Below are 17266 nucleotides of genomic sequence, written 5' to 3'. Positions count from 1 at the left end.
CCCCAGTTTTAGCCGTATGATTCCGGTTGACGACTCCCCAATTATCCGGGATGGAAAGTCACTCATTCTCGCGTACGACCACGGTCTCGAACACGGTCCGGTGGACTTCACCGACGTCCCAGAGCGGATGGACCCCAAGACGGTGTTCGACATCGCAACACACGACGCAGTGAGTGCCTTTGCCGTCCAGAAAGGGCTCGCAGAAGCCTACTACCCGTCCTACGAGGACGACGTGAACCTCCTCGTCAAAATGAACGGCACCTCGAACCTCTGGATGGGCGAGCCAGACTCGCCAGTCAACTGCTCTGTGGACTACGCCGCAGAGATTGGCGCAGACGCCGTTGGCTTTACCGTCTACAGTGGGTCGAACCACGAAGTCGAGATGTTCGAAGAGTTCCGCGACGTCCAAGAGAAAGCCCGCGAGTACGACCTCCCCGTCGTCATGTGGTCGTACCCACGCGGACAGGGACTCAAAAACGACACCTCACCGAACACCATCGCCTACGCGACCCGCATCGCCCACGAAGTCGGCGCTGACATTGCGAAGGTCAAGTACCCAGGCAGCCAGGATGCCATGGAACTCGCCGTCAAGGCCGCAGGCGCGACGAAAGTCGTCATGAGCGGCGGGTCGAAGACCTCAGACGAGGAGTTCCTCTCGACGGTCAACTCCGCGATGAACGCTGGCGCGAAGGGCCTCGCCGTGGGCCGCAACGTCTGGCAGCGCGAGGAGCCAGAACACATCCTCGACGCACTCGAAGAGCTCATCTTCAACGGCAAATCCGTCGAAGCCGCCCTCGAATGAGCACACTCGCGCGCATCATCGACACCGTCGCCGAGACGGCCCCCGATATCCGTGCGGGGCTAACCGGACGGCGCACCTACGAAGCAGCGGAGAATCCGTCGGGCGAGGCCCAACTCGCGGCCGACCTCTACGCGGACGACCTCCTCAGCGAGCGCCTGCTCTCGCTCGACGGTGTTGCGACCTACGCCTCAGAAGAGCGCGACGAAATCGACGGAAACCCCGTCGCGGCCGGGTATCACCTCGCCTGTGACCCCCTTGACGGGTCCTCGAACCTCAAGTCCAACAACACGATGGGGACGATTCTCGGCGTCTATGACGCGCCGCTCCCCGCGAGTGGACACGACCTCGTCGCGGCCGCCTACGTCCTCTTTGGCCCCATCACGACGATGATTGTGGCCACAGATGACAGCGTGACCGAGTACATCGTCGAAGACGGCGAAAAGCGCGTCGTCCGCGAGGACATCACGCTCCCCGACGAGCCAGTCACCTACGGCTTCGGCGGGCGCGTCTCCGAGTGGACGCCCGCGTTCACCGAGTTCGCCCGCGAGATAGAACAAGAGCTGAAACTGCGCTACGGCGGGGCGATGATTGGCGACGTGAATCAGGTGCTCACGTACGGTGGCATCTTCGCCTACCCCGGCCTGCGCTCGCGCCCGGAGGGGAAACTCCGCCTGCAGTTCGAAGGGAACCCAATCGCCTACATCGTAGAAGCCGCGGGTGGCCGTTCCTCCGATGGAACCCAGTCGCTGCTCTCGGTCGAGGCGACCGACCTCCACCAGCGCGTGCCGGTTCACGTCGGCAATTCTCGCCTCATCGACCGGCTCGAAGCCGCACTCGCAGACTGAGGGTCGATAACCCTCATCAATTTTCAAGGGAAACGGTTTCAATCCCGTACCTCTTCTGGTTTTTCATGAAAGTCACCATCGCCAAAGGTGCAAACGAGGAGGAAGCCGCGGCCATCGCGGAAGCCCTCGCCCAAAACTTCCGAAACGAGGTCGAGGTGTACGTGCGCGGAGCGGACGAACCCGCCGCAATCGCAGACGGGAGCGACCTGCCGGAACCAGAAGTGGAACCCGAAGCGGACGACTTCGGGCCAACTGAGCGCGAGGAGCAACTCTGGGCAGAAATCGAGGAAATCGACCTCGGCGGGCCGGAGAAGTACAAACAGCGCCTCCCCGACCAAGGAAAGCTGTTCGTCCGCGACCGGATGAAACTCTGGTTCGACGACGGACTGCTGTTCGAAGACGGAAAGTTCGCGCAGTTCGACGCAGACGACAAACTTCCTGCCGATGGCCTCATCACAGGTGCTGCGGAGTTCGAAGACCGCGAGGTGCACTTCATGGCGAACGACTTCACCGTGAAAGCCGGGTCGATGGCCCGTCACGGTGTCGAGAAGTTCCTGCGGATGCAACAGCGCGCGCTCAAAAGCGGGAAGCCCGTGCTCTACCTGATGGATTCGTCTGGGGGTCGCATCGACCAGCAGACCGGCTTTTTCGCCAACCGCGAAGGGATTGGCAAGTACTACTACAACCACTCGATGCTCTCCGGGCGTGTGCCACAGATTTGTGTGCTCTACGGGCCGTGTATTGCGGGCGCAGCGTACACGCCGGTGTTCGCTGATTTCACCATTATGGTCGAGAAGATGAGCGCGATGGCGATTGCCTCCCCGCGCATGGTGCAGATGGTCACCGGCGAGGACATCTCGATGGAAGACCTTGGCGGCCCGGCGGTGCACGCAAAACACACCGGGAGTGCCGACCTCGTCGCCCGCGACGAAGAACACGCCCGCGAACTCGGCGCGAAACTCATCTCTTATCTCCCGGACAACGCGGATGAAAAACCGCCGCGCGCAGAGCCAAAGCCACCGGCAAAATCCCCAGAGGGCATCGACGGCATGATTCCGCGCGAGCCAAATCGTGGCTACGACATGGTTGACCTCATCGAGCGCATCGTCGACCGCGACTCGTTTTTCGAGCTGCAAGCCGAGTACGGCAAGGAGATTATCACGGCGTTCGCCCGGCTTGACGGGCGGCCAGTCGGCATCATCGCAAACCAACCCGCCCACCGCGCGGGTGCAATCTTCCCGAAGGCTGCAGAGAAGGCCGCAGAGTTCGTCTGGAAGTGCGACGCCTTCGACGTGCCGCTGCTCTATCTCTGTGACACGCCGGGCTTCATGGCCGGGTCGCAAGTCGAGAAAGAGGGCATCTTAGAGCAGGGCAAGAAGATGATTTACGCCACCTCGTCTGCCACTGTGCCAAAGCAGTCGGTCGTCATCCGCAAGGCGTACGGCGCAGGCATTTACGCCATGTCCGGACCAGCGTACGATCCAGAGGGCGTGATTGGGCTGCCAACCGGTGAAATCGGGATTATGGGGCCTGAAGCTGCGATTAACGCCGTTTATCGTAACCATTTAGACGCCATCGAAGACCCTGAAGAGCGCGCAAAACGCACCGAAGAACTCCGCGAAGAGTACCGCCACGACATCGACATCCACCGCATGGCAAGCGAAGTCGTCGTGGACGAAATCGTGCCACCGAGCACGCTTCGCCAAGAACTCGTAAACCGATTTAACTTCTACGAGAACGTCGAAAAAGACCTGCCGAGCAAGAAGCACGGCACCATCCTCTAATCGGCTAACAGGACGGATTTTTAAACACTCTGGGTTGGTGGAACGTTATGTCCGTGCTAGCAGTGCGGTGCTGGTGTAAGCGACATGTAACTATGCGGTCAGTCTGCTTACTTGTTTTCGCCGTTGTGGTGCTGAAAGAGGCGTCATATCGGCCAGTGTGTAAGTTGCACGCTGGCTCTCTCCACGGAGCAAACGACGAGTACCTACAATGTCCCACACTGATGAGCCACGTCGTCTTCGGCAGACACGCGCTGGCGTTTCATCGACACCCCCCGATGAGTCTGGCGGTTGGATTGCTCACGTCCTCGGCCCACTCCAGTACAAACTGTGGTTCGTCGTGGTGAGTGCCATGACTGCCGATGTCTTGTTAACGGTTTACGGCCTAGAACTCGGATTAACGGAACTGAACCCTGTTGCCGTTCGCGCAATTTCGGCGTTTGGCTACGCGGGACTTGGCTTACTCAAATGTCTGGCCCTTGGAATCGGGTTGGTGTGTTGGGCGCTCACACCACACCAGTACGCCCCGGTTATTCCGCTCGGGCTTGCCACGCCGTCGATTATCGCGGTGTGCATCAATACCGCGCTCGTGTTCCTCGTCGTCTAGTTATTCGGCTGGTTTTTTGAGCGACAGCGTTGTTCGGTCAAACTCACAGACGAGGTCGTCGTCCTGATTGAACACTTCGACGTGCATGGTGACGACGCCGCGTTCGCCATCCGACGTTTCGCGCTTTTCGGTCACCGTCGATTGGACGCGAATCGTATCGCCGTGGAAGACGGGTTTCGGGTGGCTGACGTTGTCGTAGGAGAGGTTCGCAACGATGGTGCCGTCGGTCATGTCCGGAATGGTGAGGCCAACCGCGAGACTCATCGTGTAGAGCCCGTTTACGAGCCGTCGCCCGAACTGCGTCTCTTTTGCGAACTCCGCGTCGAGGTGGAGTGGCTGTTGGTTCATCGTCATGTCACAGAACGTCTGGTTGTCGCTCTCTGAGATGGTGCGACGAACCGCGTGCTCGACAGTCTCGCCAACCTCGAACTCCTCGTAGTATCGGCCGGTCATACCCGCACGTGCGCGGAGTGAGGTGAAAAATCCCGCCGATTGCTCACAGAGAGGTACGTTCAAACCGTCTGCGTGAGAGGGGTGTGTATGGCACGAAGAAGCATTCTGTTCTCCCCGGGCGACCGCCCGGAGATGATGCGGAAAGCGCCCGGAATCGGCGCTGACGTGGTTATTTTCGACCTCGAAGACGCCGTCGCGCCAACGCAAAAGCAGGCGGCGCGCGAGGCGGTGAATGACGTGCTCACCGACGACGAGTTCGACCCTGACTGTGAGGTGTGCGTCCGCGTGAACCCGATTGGAACCGTCACGGAGGCGGACCTCGACGGCGTCCTCGCAGGGGACCCGCGCCTCGACGCCATCATGCTCCCGAAGGCGACGGGCGCACGCGACGTAGACACCCTTGAAGCGATGTTGGCCGAACGTGGCTTCGACTTACCCGTGTTCTCGCTGGTCGAATCGGCCGCAGGCGTGTTGAACGCCGCCGACATTGCCGCCGCAGACGCCACGTCGGCGCTCGTGTTCGGCGCAGAAGACTTAGCCGCGGACATCGGCGCGACCCGCACCGAGAAGGGGACGGAAGTCCTCTACGCTCGCGAACACGCCGTTCTCGCGGCGAGCGCGGCAGGCGTCGATGCCATCGACACCGTTTACACCGCGATTCGTGACACCGACGGGCTCGCAGACGAGACCGCATTTGCCATCGAACTCGGCTATGACGGCAAGATGGCGATACATCCGGCACAGGTGTCGGTCATCAACGACGCGTTCACGCCCGAGAGCGACCAAGTCGAGTGGGCAACTGCCGTCCTCGCCGCACGCGACGAAGCCGAGGCGGAGGGGCGCGGCGTGTTCCGCGTGAACGACGAGATGATTGATGCCCCGCTCATCGCACAGGCAGAGCGAATCGTCGCTCGCGCACGGGCCGCAAACCTGCTATAGGGAAGACTGTTCGTACGAAAAATTGCCGGTACGTTTAACCGTACCGTGTTCCATTTTTACAGGTATGTCCGAAGAGGCGAACCCATTCGAAAGCCTACAGCGACAAATCGACAATGCGTCTCAGTTCCTCGACGTTCGCCCGGATGTTTTAGAACGGCTCAAACATCCCCAGCGCGTGCTCGAAACGAATCTGAGCGTGAAGCTCGACGACGGGACGATTGGCGTGTTCAAAGCGTTCCGCTCGCAGTTTAACGGCGATCGTGGGCCATACAAAGGCGGTATTCGGTATCATCCGGGCGTCACCCGCGACGAGGTCAAAGCACTCTCTGGGTGGATGGTGTACAAGTGCGCCGTCGTTGACATCCCGTACGGCGGCGGTAAGGGTGGCATCGTCATCAACCCGAAAGACCACTCAGAAGACGAACTCGAACGCATCACGCGGTCGTTCGCAAAAGAACTCCGCCCAATTATTGGCGAAGACCGCGACATTCCCGCGCCGGACGTGAACACCGGCCAGCGCGAGATGAACTGGATCAAAGACACCTACGAGACCCTCGAAAACACGACCGCACCCGGCGTCGTGACGGGGAAGGCCTTAGAAAGCGGCGGCAGTGAAGGCCGCGTCGAGGCAACCGGTCGCTCGACGATGCTCACCGCCCGCGAGGCGTTCGACTATCTCGATAAGGACATGGAGGGCGCGAGCGTCGCCGTCCAAGGCTACGGGAACGCGGGTTCCATCGCTGCCTACCTCATCGAAGACCTCGGCGCAAATATCGTCGCCGTGAGCGACTCCTCCGGCGCGGTGTACAATCCTGACGGCTTAGACGCCCGTGCGGTCAAGGAGTTCAAAAACGACACCGGCTCGGTCACAGGCTATTCCGAAGCCACCGAGGAGCTGTCGAACGACGACCTCCTCACCCTCGACGTTGACTTGCTCGTCCCTGCGGCGCTCGAAAACGCCATCGACGGTGACCTCGCAAAAAAAGTCCGCGCAGACGTCATTGTGGAAGCCGCAAACGGCCCGCTCACCCCTGAAGCAGACGAGGTGCTCACCGAGAGCGACGTATATGTCTTCCCCGACATTCTCGCAAACGCGGGCGGCGTGACGGTCAGCTACTTCGAATGGGTACAGAACCGCCAGCGCTTCTACTGGTCTGAAGAGCGCGTCAACGACGAACTCGAAACGGTCATCGTAAACGCGTTCAACGGCCTCGTTTCCGCCTACGAGACCCACGGGTTGCCGAACTTCCGCACGGCCGCCTACGTCGTCGCCATCCAGCGCGTCGTCAAGGCGTTCGAAGAAGGCGGCACCTTCCCGTAAGCTACCGTTCGCTCAGTCCCTTTTCCGCCGGTGTGTACCTGCGTTTCCCGAGTAAAACAGAAAGAAACCGGCGCTTTACAGCCCGAGTTGGCGGCCGATGACGAGGTGCTGAATCTCGGAAGTGCCTTCCCCGATCTCCATGAGCTTGGCGTCGCGGTACATCCGCTGTGGGGCAAAGTCCGTGGTATAGCCGTAACCACCGAGCACTTGGACTGCGTCCTCTGAGACCTCGCGGGCGACCTCACTTGCGTCGAGTTTGGCGAGCGCGGAGGACTTGGTCACGTCCATGCCTTGGTCGTACTGCCACGCCGACTTGTGGGTGAGGAGGCGGGCGCGCTCGATTTTGCGGTCCATCGAGACGATTTTGTCGCGGATGGCGTCGAACTTCGAAATCGGCTGGCCGAACTGCTCGCGCTCTTTGGAGTACTTGTGGGCGGCTTCGTAGGAACCCTGCGCGATACCCACTGAAAGCGCGGCAATCGAGATGCGCCCCCCATTCAGCGTCTTCATCGTCTGCTTCCAGCCTTCGCCTACTTCACCAAGCAAACGGTCTTCAGAGACACGCACGTCGTTGAACTGAATCTCGCAGGTCGGCGAGGCGTTTAAGCCCATCTTGTCCCAGACAGTCGTGACTTCGAAGCCATCGTCGTTGCGCGGGTCCACGATGAACGTCGAGATGCCGTCGTACCCGGCGCCGGGGTCGGTGACGGCCTTTACGAGCACTGAACCGGCTTCGCTCGCGTTCGTGATGAACTGCTTCGTGCCGTTTAAGACCCACTCGTCGCCGTCTTTTTCGGCCGTTGTCTGCATGTTCGAGGCGTCACTGCCGCTGCCGGGTTCGGTGAGTGCCCACGACCCAACGTAGTCGCCTTCTGCGAGCGGGCGAAGCCAACGCTCTTTCTGGGCGTCGGTGCCGAACATCTCGATTGGTTTCGAGGCGAGCGAGATGTGGGCGGCGTAAGAGAGACCGACAGAGCCGGAGGCACGACCGATTTCTTCGGTCGTGAGTGCGTACATGAGCTGGTCGCCACCAAGCCCACCGTACTCCTCGGAGATGGGGACGCCCATCATGTCGAGGTCTGCGAGGGCGGAGAACACCTCACCGGGATAGCGGTGTTCATCCTCGATATCCTGTGCAATGGGGACAATCTCCTCGTCACAGAACTCACGGACGGTATCTCGAATCATCCGGTGTTCTGCTGGTAGACTGAAATCCATACCCGAAGATTCGGGCAACGGAAGATAAAAACACCGACAATCAGTGAACTACCCCACCCTACTCGCTCACGGCTTTCTCCGTTCGCTCCTTGAGGGTGGGGCTTCCTGTTTCCACGACGCGCTTTGCAGATACGGGTGTATCTACAGGGAGTGCAGTCTCCACAGGCGTTGATTCGGAGTGAACCACTCCTACTTTTTCGAGACCGCGAGAAAGAATATTCCACGCCGCGTTCGCGTCCCTGTCCGCCTCGAATCCACACGAGGGACAGGAGTGTTCGCGCATCCACAGCGGCTTGTCTGTCTTCACGCCGCAAGACGCACATTCCTTCGTCGTATCTTCCGCGTCAACCGCGACGAAGTGCGTCCCTTCGCGCTTACACTTGTATTGGAGCATTCGTAGGAACGTTCCCCACGCCGCTCCCGCCCGGTTACGAGAGTTGTCCGGCAGTTCGACCAGTCTCTTCGCGTCCAAGTCCTCCACGGCCACGAGGTCGTATTCTTTCGCGTAGTGGTTCGAGAGTTTGTGAAGGAAGTCCCGTCGCTTTCGCTTGAGGTCAGCGTGTCGTTCGGCCACGACCTGCCGTTGTTTCTCCCAATTCGCGGAGCCGCGTTCCTTCCGAGAGAGGTTGCGTTGGGCGCGTTCGAGTCGCTCACGCTCGTCGCTGAAGTCGGGACTTTCGATGGCGTACCCATCGGTGTCGTGTGCGTACTTGAGAATCCCCACGTCGATGCCAACGACCTGCTCCGGCGTCTCAGGCTTCTCTGGGGTGGCTTCGTCCACGTCGATACCGAACGTAGCGTACCATTTGCCCGTGGGTTCTTGTTTGACCGTGACCTGTTTGATGGTCGCGTTCTCGGGAATGTTTCGGTGGAGGTGAATTGGGATCTCTCCGATTTTGCTCAACCACAACACGGGCCGACCACTCGTGTTCTTGAGTTTGAAGCCGGACTGATTGTAGGTGAACGACTGATACTCCCGAGGAGCCTTCCACTTGAGCATCCCCACGGCGCGTCCGTTCTCTTTCTGTGCTTTGAGCGTAGAGAGGTTGTCGTAGACGCGTTTGACGACCATCTGTAACACTTTCGAGTGAACGTCTCCGAGGTCATCCCACCACGTTTTGAAGTCTGGAAGTCGTCCCTGTACCTCGTAGCGGGCGGGAATGTCCTCTGCCTCGTTGAGCAGGTAGAGAACGTGGTTGTACAGTTGTCTACAAGTATCGACGTGGTACAGAAGTTCCTCGCGGATGGCTTCTGGTGGGTCGAGTCGATACTTGTAGTTGTAGTGCATGGTCTATTCGTCTGAGTCGGGTTCGGAAACGCGGACGACTTTCACGTCGGCTCCACGCCAGCGTTTAGGAACGATAACGTGGGCACTATTCCCCGATGGTTTCGCAGTCCCGTCGAGGACTTCTTCACCTTCGATTTCAAACCGGTCCATCACGTTTGTATATACTATGGATAGACATAAAGGTGGCGATGGGCCTGTGGGCCGAGTGGTGAACGTGTTTGTGAACCGTGCGGCGTTGACGAGACGCAGAGCGTCTCGTTCGCACACAAGAGCTTCGCTCTTGTGAACGCTGTATCCCCTCCCTACTGCGCTACTCGGTCGCTTCGCTCCCTGCGATACTCCGTGAGGAAGGGGACTTAGCGCCATTACAGTTAACGACTGTGTCACTGGGTGATACGGCGCATAAACGTTCTGGCGAAGACATATGTCTCCGGGACGCCCGTATTGTGCCAATGGCATTCAGGCGGTTCCTCCGCGGTCGGGTCGAGTGGGACCGATTAGAGTCGGTCGCGAGAGCCATCGCCGAGCGCTACGGTGAAGACGAGGTGCGCATCGAGTTTCTCGAAGCCGACAACTGGCTCTCTACACCCTGTGTCGTAAACGAACGGTGGTTCGTGAAAATCATCACCGAGCAGAACTCGCTCGTTCACGCCCTGCTCACGACCGGTCGCAACATCGGCGCGTTCACGAGCGGGACGGAGGGGTTTTTCGACCACTTTGGAACCGCCTACGGCATGGCCGAACACGAGTTCGAGGCGACGAAGAAGCTGCGCGAAATCGGCATTAATGCCCCGGAACCCATCGAAGCCTTCGAGTTCGAAGACCTCGGCGTGCTCGTCCTCGAATACCTCCCCGAGTTTCGGACGCTCAATGAGTTATCGGACAGTGAGGCGCTTGCCTATGCTCCAGACCTGTTCGAGTCGCTTGCTACCATGCACGACAACAGCCTCGCTCACGGCGACCTTCGCGGCGAAAACGTCCTCATCGCCAACAACACACTCTACTTCATCGACGCGACCAACGTGAAAGCATCCGGCCTCGCAGACGCCCGGTCGTACGACCTCGCGTGTGGGCTCGCCGCGCTCGAACCCCTCATCGGCGCAGGCCCGGCCGTAGACGCTGCGCTCGAAAGTTATCGTGTCGATGAGTTGCTCGCCGCACAGGACTTCCTCGATTTCATCAACATGCGCCCCGACCACGATTTCGAAGCCGGAGTCGTGAAAGGTGAAATCGAAAAGCGTGCGGCCTGACGGTCACGGTTCGGATTTTCGACAGTGCAATCGCTCGGTATTGAGCAGAATCCAAGTGATGGGGCCGAGTCGCGTGTGCGCCCTGCACGCGACCAAGCCGTGGTGACGCTGCGGCGGGCGTCGATGGACCGTGGCCATGACGGTCCGAAGTGGCGGTGCGTTGTTACCGGTCTGACGAGAAAAGCGTCGTCCCGGTGTCTGAGAGAAGACACTCACTACACATAAATTCGTGCATTGACGAACCCGCCGTTACTCGGCTGATTCGCTGAGGTCAGCAAGCAACGCGGCTTCGAGATTTGAGAGTTCCTTGCTTAGATTGCGTTTGAAGAATCGCTCGACACCCGGTACCTTGCCTTCAACGACGAACCGATTTGCGAGTTGCGTGCCGGTCTCCGTCTCGGTGAGTTCGTGTTCGCCAACGACGTGCATCACGGAGGACTTGCCAACGAATTTGATGAACCTTGGCTCCTCGCGCTTGACGTCTTCGGTGCGCACGGGGACGGTTTTGTCGATGAAGGGGATTGGAATACTGATTTGCCACGTGGCTTTTGTCCCCTCCTTGTTGTCGATGGTGTAGGAATCGACGACGCTGATGTACTCTGCGCGTTTGGCCGGGTCTGCGATGAACTCCCAGACGCGAGCGGGGGTGGCGGGCAACTCGAACGTTTCTGCAACCCGGACGGTCATACGACACTCCTACTTCCTCGTCACGTAAAAAAGGCGCTGACTATGGAGTCCACGCTGGCCAAACAGTCGGTGGTTCAGAAACCGAGGGTTGCAGAAAAGCGGCGGCCCGATTAGCCAAGCGTCACGCGCCACGTCGTCGACCGGGCGCGACCCCATTTTTCGATTTCGATGTCCTCTGACTTCTCAGAAAGACGGGGAAGGCGGACGCCAACCTGCTTGGCTGTAAGCCCAATCTGTTCTGCGATGTGCTTCGCCCGGAAGTAGCGTTCTCCCTTGGCGACGCTCTCGCGAAGGTGGGCGAGAATTCGCAGGTCCTCATCTGTGAAGTCTGTCATCAACAAGTAAGTACGACGCTCAACGGTTTAACCGTTACCGACTCAGTTGCCGTAGACGTGCAAGGAGGCAATCAAGACACACCCAAACACGATGGCGGCAGCGAAGCCGTAGGCGGCATTTAGCGTCTCTGGGAAGACGTACATCACAAGTGCTCCGACGAGCGCGAGCGCGCCAAACAGCATGGCCATGCCAACGCCCTTGTCCGTCGCGGCGGCGGATTCTGCGGTCATATCATGTGGTAGCGACAGGAGGGTCTTAGTTCATTCTTTTCCGGCGACCGGGCCACGTCCGAAGAACTATACACGAAACCACGTATCTGGGCATAATGGCAGGGGCAAAGTCACTCGTTTTCGGGAGTAAACTGAAGGTCGTCGCCGCAGTCGTCGGGCTGCTCGTCGCGAGTGTCGGCGGCGCGTGGGCGCTTGGCATCATCGGCGTGCCGACCGTCGGCGGCGTGGAGAACCGGTTTACGGGCGTGAGCGACACCCAAACCGAAATTCAGACCGACCTCGTCGTCTCCAATCCAAACCCTCTCAGCCTCCAACTTGGCGGCACCTCGGTCGAGTACGACGTGGCGATGAACGACGTATCCATCGCCCACGGCTTGAAAGAGGGCCTTGACATCGAACGGGGCAACACAACCCTTCAGTTCGAGACGCAGATGGACAACGAGAAGATACCAGCGTGGTGGGTCACCCACATCCAGAACAACGAGACAACGAACGTGAACATCAACGCGCAAGTCCACTCTTCGTTGCTCGGACGCACGTTCAACGTCCCCCAATCCCAGCAGATTAACACGAACCTGATAGGGCAGTTGAACTCAGATGAGACGCGGCCGATAGACGCCAATCAGGCGGTCATCTCAGACCCGGTACTCTACATCAACCAGACGAGCGCGACGTGGGGAACGGTCACCGACCAACAAACGCCAATTGATCTCCAGTTCATTCTCTACAATCCAAAGGCAACCCCCTACACCATCACGGAACTCGGCTACACGATTACGATGAACAACATCACCGTGGGCGAGGGCGTGACCGACCGCTCGTACGTCATCCCCGGCGGCGCGACGGAGACGGTGGCGACGACCGCGAACATCAACAATCAGTTGCTCGACGACTGGTGGGCGTCGCACCTGCGGAACAATCAGGTCACGGAACTCCGCATCGACTTTTACGCGAAGGTGCAAGTCGGCCAGAGCGGGCCCTCCTTTAGACTCCCACTCGACGATTTGACCCACACTCAGACCGTCGAAACGGACATCTTCGGTACGAAAGACGAGACGGACATCGACACGAATCTGACCAGTAGTACCTCAACCGACGAGGAGCAGACGCAAACCGCAGAGAGCACGACGACGAGTGAGCAGTCGGGTGAAACGACTGCCTCAACAACAGAAACCACGACCACAGAAACCACGACGACCGCCACAGAGACCACCGAAGACGACGGCATCCTCGACTTGCCAACCTCTCCGCTCGAACTCGCACGCTCGTAGGCGAGACGATTCTGCGCATCCAGCGTTCGACTGCCACATCACGCGGCGAAATCCGTTGACGGTGAAAAAAGCGACGTTACCGAATCGTCGTGTGCTCTGATTCCTCGTTCAGCGCGAGGTTAGTGGCGATTTCGGCGTTGCGGACGGCGTACTGGGCGGTCTGCTGGAGGCTCACGAGCACTTCGCGCACCTGTAGGAGGTCTTTGTTAGACATCTCCGGGAGGTCGTCGAGAATCTCGTGTTCCTTGTCGCCGATTTCTGCGAACATCCGGCGCACTTCGATGGTCATATCGAAGTCGCGTTCGACCGCAGAGCGGACGGCGAGTTCCGTGATTTCGTTCACTTGGTCGGTGAACTCGCGGATGCGGCGCATCGTCGCCGAGTCGACGTTCAGGGTGTGGCCGTCGGTTTCGATGACCGTCTTCGCGATGTCTTCTGCGTTGTCGGCCGTGAGTTCGAGATTTTTCGCAATCGACCGGTAGCCAATGAGCGGGAAGCCGTCTGCGAGGCCAACGGCTCGGGCGAGGTTCGGATTCTGGTAGGCGGTGAAGATGAGGCGAAGCAGGAGGACGAAAATCTTGTTCGCCTGGCGCTCGCGGTTGAGCGCGCGCTGGGCCAAGTCGGGATTGCCGTGGGCGAGTGCCTTCACGGCCTCGTTTCGCATCGTGCTGCCCGTCGATTCGAGGCGCTCTAACAGGTTGTCGAGCGTGAAGTCTTCAGGGTCGACCGAGCACCGAATTGCAATGCGGTCTGGGGTTTCTTCGATGACGCCGAGACCCATGAGCTGGGTTTCTGCGTTGTACACCGCGTTGATGTGAGCGCTCGTGAGCGTCTCACCTTCGTCGGCTTCGACGTGAATGACGCGGCGGCCAAGCACGTACTGCGCCACGATTGCCCGTTCGACCGAATCCGCATCGAGGTTTTTGGCGTGGATGATGGCCTCTGACTCTTCTGCCTGCGCGGACTCTGGCATGACCGTCAGCGTCCCTTTTCCACCCATCCGAATCGTTACCTCATCGCCCTTCTCGACACCGTGTGCCTTCGCCCACTCTGCGGGCAACGTCATTGCTAACGTCGAGGGGCCGAGTCGCTGTACCTTACGTGTCTCCATACCGAGAGTACTCTATTTGCACGACCTTATATCTCACCATATGGGAACCCCATACCCTGCCCTCCGTACTAGGAACCTATGTAATGTTAAACCACTTTCAGCATTCGCCGCTCGAATCGCCCGACTCTGACCTGATACCAACCCTTTAACGCCTCGTCAAGCGCCGCGTCACCGGTATCAACGCGAAGAACACCAATGTCGTCAATTTTCGCTCGCGAGCCAACCACGTCGATGTCGCACTGGCGAATCACGGCGGGTGAGAGCTGGTGATTGCCGCGCCCGAAGATGAACCCTTGCCCGCCAATCGGGGAGACGACGATTTGATTTCGCTCGCCAAGCACGTCGAGAAGTTGCTGTTCGCGGGCGTCTTTGACGAGCAGTTCACCGTCTCGCCACACATCCACCCCAAGCGGCGAACCGTCGAAGCCAAGGGCGTCTTTGATTGCGCCGACCGTGCTGCCGGGGCCGAGCACGTAGGTGACGGCCGGGTCTACGTCTTCGACAAAGCCCTCAACGAGTGTTTCAATCGTCCCCGAGGAGAGCTGTTTTGACGACTGCAAGCCGTCTGCGACCGGGACGTTCACGACGGCTTTGAGTTCGGCGCGCACCTCGCCTTCGCGATAGGCGGCTTCGTCTATGTCCATCACCTCGTTTGGCTCGCTGCGGGTGTAGGTGGCCGCGATTCGCCCCGCCGCTGCTGGCGAGACGGCGAACACAGAGGAATAGATTTTGACCCCCGCCGGAACGCCAAGCATCGGCGTGTCTGCAGCCAATTGCGTGAGCGTTTCGGCGACGTCCACGGCGGTCCCATCACCGCCAACGAACAGAATCAAATCAACGCCTTCTTCGATAAATCTGCGGACGGTTTCACAGGTATCGGCCGCGTTCGATTCTGGTGGGGCAGCATAGACGATATCAGGGTCGAATCCGGCGGCGCTAACCGTGAGTTCTCCCATCTCACCCGACGCGGTGAGAATCGTGGTATCGGGGGCGTGTTTCGCAAGGCTCTCGACAGCCATTCGTGCGCGAGTGGGTGCTCTGGGCTCCGCGCCGAGTTCGCGGGCACGCTCGACTGCGCCGTCGGTTCCCTTGAGCCCGACGCGCCCGCCCATACCAGCGATTGGATTGACAACCACACCGATGCGTCGCATACCTGCTCATGTGCGAGAGCGATAGAAAAGGCATGCGGTGGCGTCACCGACGTCGAGTGTTCGTTCGTGGAGTGTATCGGCACCTGTCGGTCGCCCCTCGAAGTGACAGCGACGCACTGAGCCAACGTATCAACATTTATGCGAACCCGCTTGTAACGGCCTTGCATGTATGTTCCGCTCGTTGAGATGGGAGAAACGGCGTTCACTGCAGGACAAATGAACCTTATTGGCGGGGGTGTCGGGATTTTGAGCCTCGCGCTTGTCGGGGCGTGGTGGTACTCGCTTTATCAGTAAGCTTCCGTCACCCGTTCTCGCAACCACGCTTTTGCCGCTGAGACGGCGTCTTCGTCTTCACTTTCGAGTTTGATACGCACGTTTTCCCCGGGGTAGCTCCCGACTTTCACCCCGAACTTCGTTTGAACTTCATTCATCCGGTCGATGAGTGCGCTCTCCGGTTCTGCGGCGATGACTTCGTCGGTGTAGCGCCTCGTGCCAGAAAACTCGTCTGCGACGAGGTCGAACATCCCTTTCATCTCCGCGGGAACACCTGGGAACACGTAGACGGTGTCGATGACACACCCCGGTGCGACGCCGACTTCGTTTCGAAACATTCGTGCGCCGACGGGGAGATGGGCAGTGCCCGTGGCGAGGTCGTCGTGGGAGTAACCACCGTGAGTCGTGAGCCAATCGAGTGCTTCTTTGTGGGGTTCGACCGCCCGGCCAAACGCGGCCCCGATGCCCTCCATCGTCAAATCATCGTGTGTGGGGCCAAGTCCGCCGGTTACGATGACGGCGTCGTACTCCGCGTGATACTCGTTTACGACGCGGGCGATGTCTGCGATGCGGTCGGGAACGACCGTGACGCGTTCGACGGTGGTTCCCCGAGCGTTCAGTTGCTGGGAGAGCCACGTCGCGTTCGTGTTGACGGTATCACCTGCGAGTATCTCATCGCCGACGGAAACAAGGGCCACGCGCATACCTGCCGATAGGCGTGGTACTCGTAAAAATCCACAGTTGGCAGCGACTTACGTGACCGTGAAGTCTATGAACATCCCCAATTCGTAGTGGGAAGGGAGGTTACAGATGAGGGCGTAGTGGCCCGGTTCAAGGTCGACGGTTAGTGTCGCCGTCGCATCGTCTTCTATGTCCTCGACTTCGTCTACGAGTTCGATACCTTCTGCGCCTTCTTCGTCAACCGCCCCGTCTTCGTCAGTTGGCAGTTCACCCGCCATGATCTCCGTTTTTAGGACGACGAGCTCGTGGAGTGATGGGCCATCGTTCGTGATGTCAAACTGAATCCGTCCCGCAGAGACAGAGCCGTCGCTCAACGCAATCTTGAAGTCAGACAGCGTTACATCGACCGTCGTGTCCGCGGCTGGTTCAGAACCCCCAGTACAGCCCGCCAGTGCGAGCACTGCGATACCCCCCGTCGCTTTCAGGAACGTGCGTCGGTCTGTCCGGCGAACAACCGTCTGCCCCACGAGTGCATTCGTGCAAGACATATACAATACTACGTCGTCAACAAGAATACACTAATCGGCGAGTCGCTGAGAAGCGGGGTCGCCGAAAAGTGCCCGCTTAGACGGCGAGGTCGCCTTTCGCCTTCACAACCACAATCTCAGAAGCGTCTACGGCATCGACGTCTAAGTGCATCGGGATGAATTCTCGACACTCGAAGGCTTCTTTCTCGTCTTCGGTTCCGATGGTACACCAGAGCTGGACGCGGTCTGGGCCGTGGTAATCGCCTTGTCGTGCAACGCCAAAGCAGACCATTTCTTGGCCGTCGTACTCGATGATACCACCCTTACGGATGCCGGGGTCCCCGTGGATGATGAGCCGCTTCATGCTCCCGGATATGGCCGTGGGTGAAATTATACTGTCGGTTGTCGGTGACTGTCGGAGGCCGGAGACGGGGCGTCGAACCGAGACCATGCATCATGTAATCACAGAAGGGCTTTCGTCGGAGAGCGCGTAGG

At 59.3% G+C, this 17266-nt stretch carries 21 protein-coding genes; 9 read left to right on the top strand and 12 right to left on the bottom strand.

The features are described from left to right. Window positions 1-16 precede the first annotated feature (16 nt). The 4 genes from V5N47_RS12840 (at window position 17) to V5N47_RS12825 (ending at window position 4035) form a co-directional block, all read left to right on the top strand. Window positions 17-802 carry an aldolase gene (locus V5N47_RS12840; RefSeq protein WP_338728035.1) on the top strand — a complete coding sequence of 262 codons (786 nt, stop codon included), beginning with the start codon at window positions 17-19 and terminating at the stop codon, window positions 800-802. Beyond that, window positions 799-1647, top strand: a complete 849-nt coding sequence (locus V5N47_RS12835; RefSeq protein WP_338728034.1) for a class 1 fructose-bisphosphatase — start codon at window positions 799-801, stop codon at window positions 1645-1647. The genes V5N47_RS12840 and V5N47_RS12835 overlap by 4 nt, the downstream gene beginning before the upstream one ends. A gap of 65 nt (window positions 1648-1712) precedes the next feature. Then, the gene (locus V5N47_RS12830; RefSeq protein WP_338728033.1) at window positions 1713-3431 is read left to right on the top strand and encodes an acyl-CoA carboxylase subunit beta; all 1719 of its coding nucleotides are present in this window, start codon (window positions 1713-1715) and stop codon (window positions 3429-3431) included. A 349-nt stretch (window positions 3432-3780) separates the two neighbouring features. Next, complete coding sequence (locus V5N47_RS12825) at window positions 3781-4035, top strand: DUF5658 family protein (protein WP_338728032.1); 255 nt, start codon at window positions 3781-3783, stop codon at window positions 4033-4035. Here V5N47_RS12825 and V5N47_RS12820 read toward each other — a convergent pair whose 3' ends face one another. Continuing rightward, the gene (locus tag V5N47_RS12820) at window positions 4036-4551 is read right to left on the bottom strand and encodes a MaoC family dehydratase (protein WP_338728031.1); all 516 of its coding nucleotides are present in this window, start codon (window positions 4549-4551) and stop codon (window positions 4036-4038) included. It abuts the gene before it with no gap. Between the two features lie 24 nt (window positions 4552-4575). On the opposite strand from V5N47_RS12820, the gene V5N47_RS12815 reads away from it, so the two are divergent. Continuing rightward, complete coding sequence (locus V5N47_RS12815; RefSeq protein ID WP_338728029.1) at window positions 4576-5427, top strand: CoA ester lyase; 852 nt, start codon at window positions 4576-4578, stop codon at window positions 5425-5427. Between the two features lie 64 nt (window positions 5428-5491). After that, a complete protein-coding gene (locus tag V5N47_RS12810) occupies window positions 5492-6748 on the top strand; it encodes a Glu/Leu/Phe/Val dehydrogenase (protein ID WP_338728027.1) in 1257 nt (418 codons plus the stop codon). A 75-nt stretch (window positions 6749-6823) separates the two neighbouring features. On the opposite strand, the gene V5N47_RS12805 is transcribed toward V5N47_RS12810, so the two are convergent. Genes V5N47_RS12805 through V5N47_RS12795 form a run of 3 tightly spaced genes read right to left on the bottom strand, consistent with a single transcriptional unit; the run spans window position 6824 to window position 9407 of the window. Then, window positions 6824-7966, bottom strand: coding sequence for an acyl-CoA dehydrogenase family protein (locus tag V5N47_RS12805; RefSeq protein ID WP_338728026.1), 1143 nt, complete (start codon window positions 7964-7966; stop codon window positions 6824-6826). 58 nt (window positions 7967-8024) lie between these two features. Next, entirely contained in the window at window positions 8025-9254 is a 1230-nt protein-coding gene (locus V5N47_RS12800) for a transposase (RefSeq protein WP_338728025.1), read from the bottom strand. Window positions 9255-9257: 3 nt separating this feature from the next. Further along, entirely contained in the window at window positions 9258-9407 is a 150-nt protein-coding gene (locus V5N47_RS12795; RefSeq protein WP_152417768.1) for a DUF2080 family transposase-associated protein, read from the bottom strand. A 299-nt stretch (window positions 9408-9706) separates the two neighbouring features. Here V5N47_RS12795 and V5N47_RS12790 point away from each other — a divergent pair, with 299 nt between their 5' ends. After that, on the top strand, window positions 9707-10504 hold the full coding sequence (locus V5N47_RS12790) for an RIO1 family regulatory kinase/ATPase (RefSeq protein WP_338728022.1): 798 nt from the start codon (window positions 9707-9709) through the stop codon (window positions 10502-10504). A gap of 249 nt (window positions 10505-10753) precedes the next feature. Here V5N47_RS12790 and V5N47_RS12785 read toward each other — a convergent pair whose 3' ends face one another. The 3 genes from V5N47_RS12785 to V5N47_RS12775 form a co-directional block, all read right to left on the bottom strand. Next, complete coding sequence (locus V5N47_RS12785) at window positions 10754-11191, bottom strand: SRPBCC family protein (RefSeq protein ID WP_338728021.1); 438 nt, start codon at window positions 11189-11191, stop codon at window positions 10754-10756. 110 nt (window positions 11192-11301) lie between these two features. Then, window positions 11302-11526, bottom strand: coding sequence for a hypothetical protein (locus V5N47_RS12780; protein WP_332898535.1), 225 nt, complete (start codon window positions 11524-11526; stop codon window positions 11302-11304). 42 nt (window positions 11527-11568) lie between these two features. Continuing rightward, window positions 11569-11757, bottom strand: coding sequence for a hypothetical protein (locus V5N47_RS12775; protein WP_338728020.1), 189 nt, complete (start codon window positions 11755-11757; stop codon window positions 11569-11571). 95 nt (window positions 11758-11852) lie between these two features. Between V5N47_RS12775 and V5N47_RS12770 the strand changes: the two genes are divergently transcribed. Beyond that, on the top strand, window positions 11853-13028 hold the full coding sequence (locus V5N47_RS12770; protein WP_338728019.1) for an LEA type 2 family protein: 1176 nt from the start codon (window positions 11853-11855) through the stop codon (window positions 13026-13028). A 76-nt stretch (window positions 13029-13104) separates the two neighbouring features. On the opposite strand, the gene V5N47_RS12765 is transcribed toward V5N47_RS12770, so the two are convergent. Both V5N47_RS12765 and V5N47_RS12760 read right to left on the bottom strand, forming a co-directional pair. Further along, window positions 13105-14139: a PhoU domain-containing protein gene (locus V5N47_RS12765; RefSeq protein ID WP_332898531.1), complete on the bottom strand. Its 1035-nt coding sequence runs from the start codon at window positions 14137-14139 to the stop codon at window positions 13105-13107. A gap of 86 nt (window positions 14140-14225) precedes the next feature. Next, entirely contained in the window at window positions 14226-15290 is a 1065-nt protein-coding gene (locus V5N47_RS12760; RefSeq protein WP_338728016.1) for an ATP-NAD kinase family protein, read from the bottom strand. A gap of 165 nt (window positions 15291-15455) precedes the next feature. Between V5N47_RS12760 and V5N47_RS12755 the strand changes: the two genes are divergently transcribed. Beyond that, complete coding sequence (locus V5N47_RS12755) at window positions 15456-15584, top strand: hypothetical protein (protein ID WP_338728014.1); 129 nt, start codon at window positions 15456-15458, stop codon at window positions 15582-15584. On the opposite strand, the gene V5N47_RS12750 is transcribed toward V5N47_RS12755, so the two are convergent. The 3 genes from V5N47_RS12750 to V5N47_RS12740 all read right to left on the bottom strand — a co-directional run bounded on the left by V5N47_RS12750 (window position 15578) and on the right by V5N47_RS12740 (window position 17135). After that, entirely contained in the window at window positions 15578-16267 is a 690-nt protein-coding gene (locus tag V5N47_RS12750; RefSeq protein ID WP_338728013.1) for a molybdopterin-binding protein, read from the bottom strand. The two genes, V5N47_RS12755 and V5N47_RS12750, sit on opposite strands and share 7 nt — an antisense overlap. 48 nt (window positions 16268-16315) lie before the next feature. Continuing rightward, window positions 16316-16792 carry a hypothetical protein gene (locus V5N47_RS12745; protein WP_338728011.1) on the bottom strand — a complete coding sequence of 159 codons (477 nt, stop codon included), beginning with the start codon at window positions 16790-16792 and terminating at the stop codon, window positions 16316-16318. Between the two features lie 76 nt (window positions 16793-16868). After that, on the bottom strand, window positions 16869-17135 hold the full coding sequence (locus V5N47_RS12740; protein WP_338728010.1) for an HAH_0734 family protein: 267 nt from the start codon (window positions 17133-17135) through the stop codon (window positions 16869-16871). Between the last annotated feature and the right edge of the window lie 131 nt (window positions 17136-17266).

This window comes from Haladaptatus sp. DJG-WS-42 (assembly GCF_037198285.1).
Classification (GTDB): domain Archaea; phylum Halobacteriota; class Halobacteria; order Halobacteriales; family Halococcaceae; genus QDMS2.
Note: the sequence above shows the minus strand (reverse complement) of the source record. Positions and strands in the feature narration are given on the sequence as shown.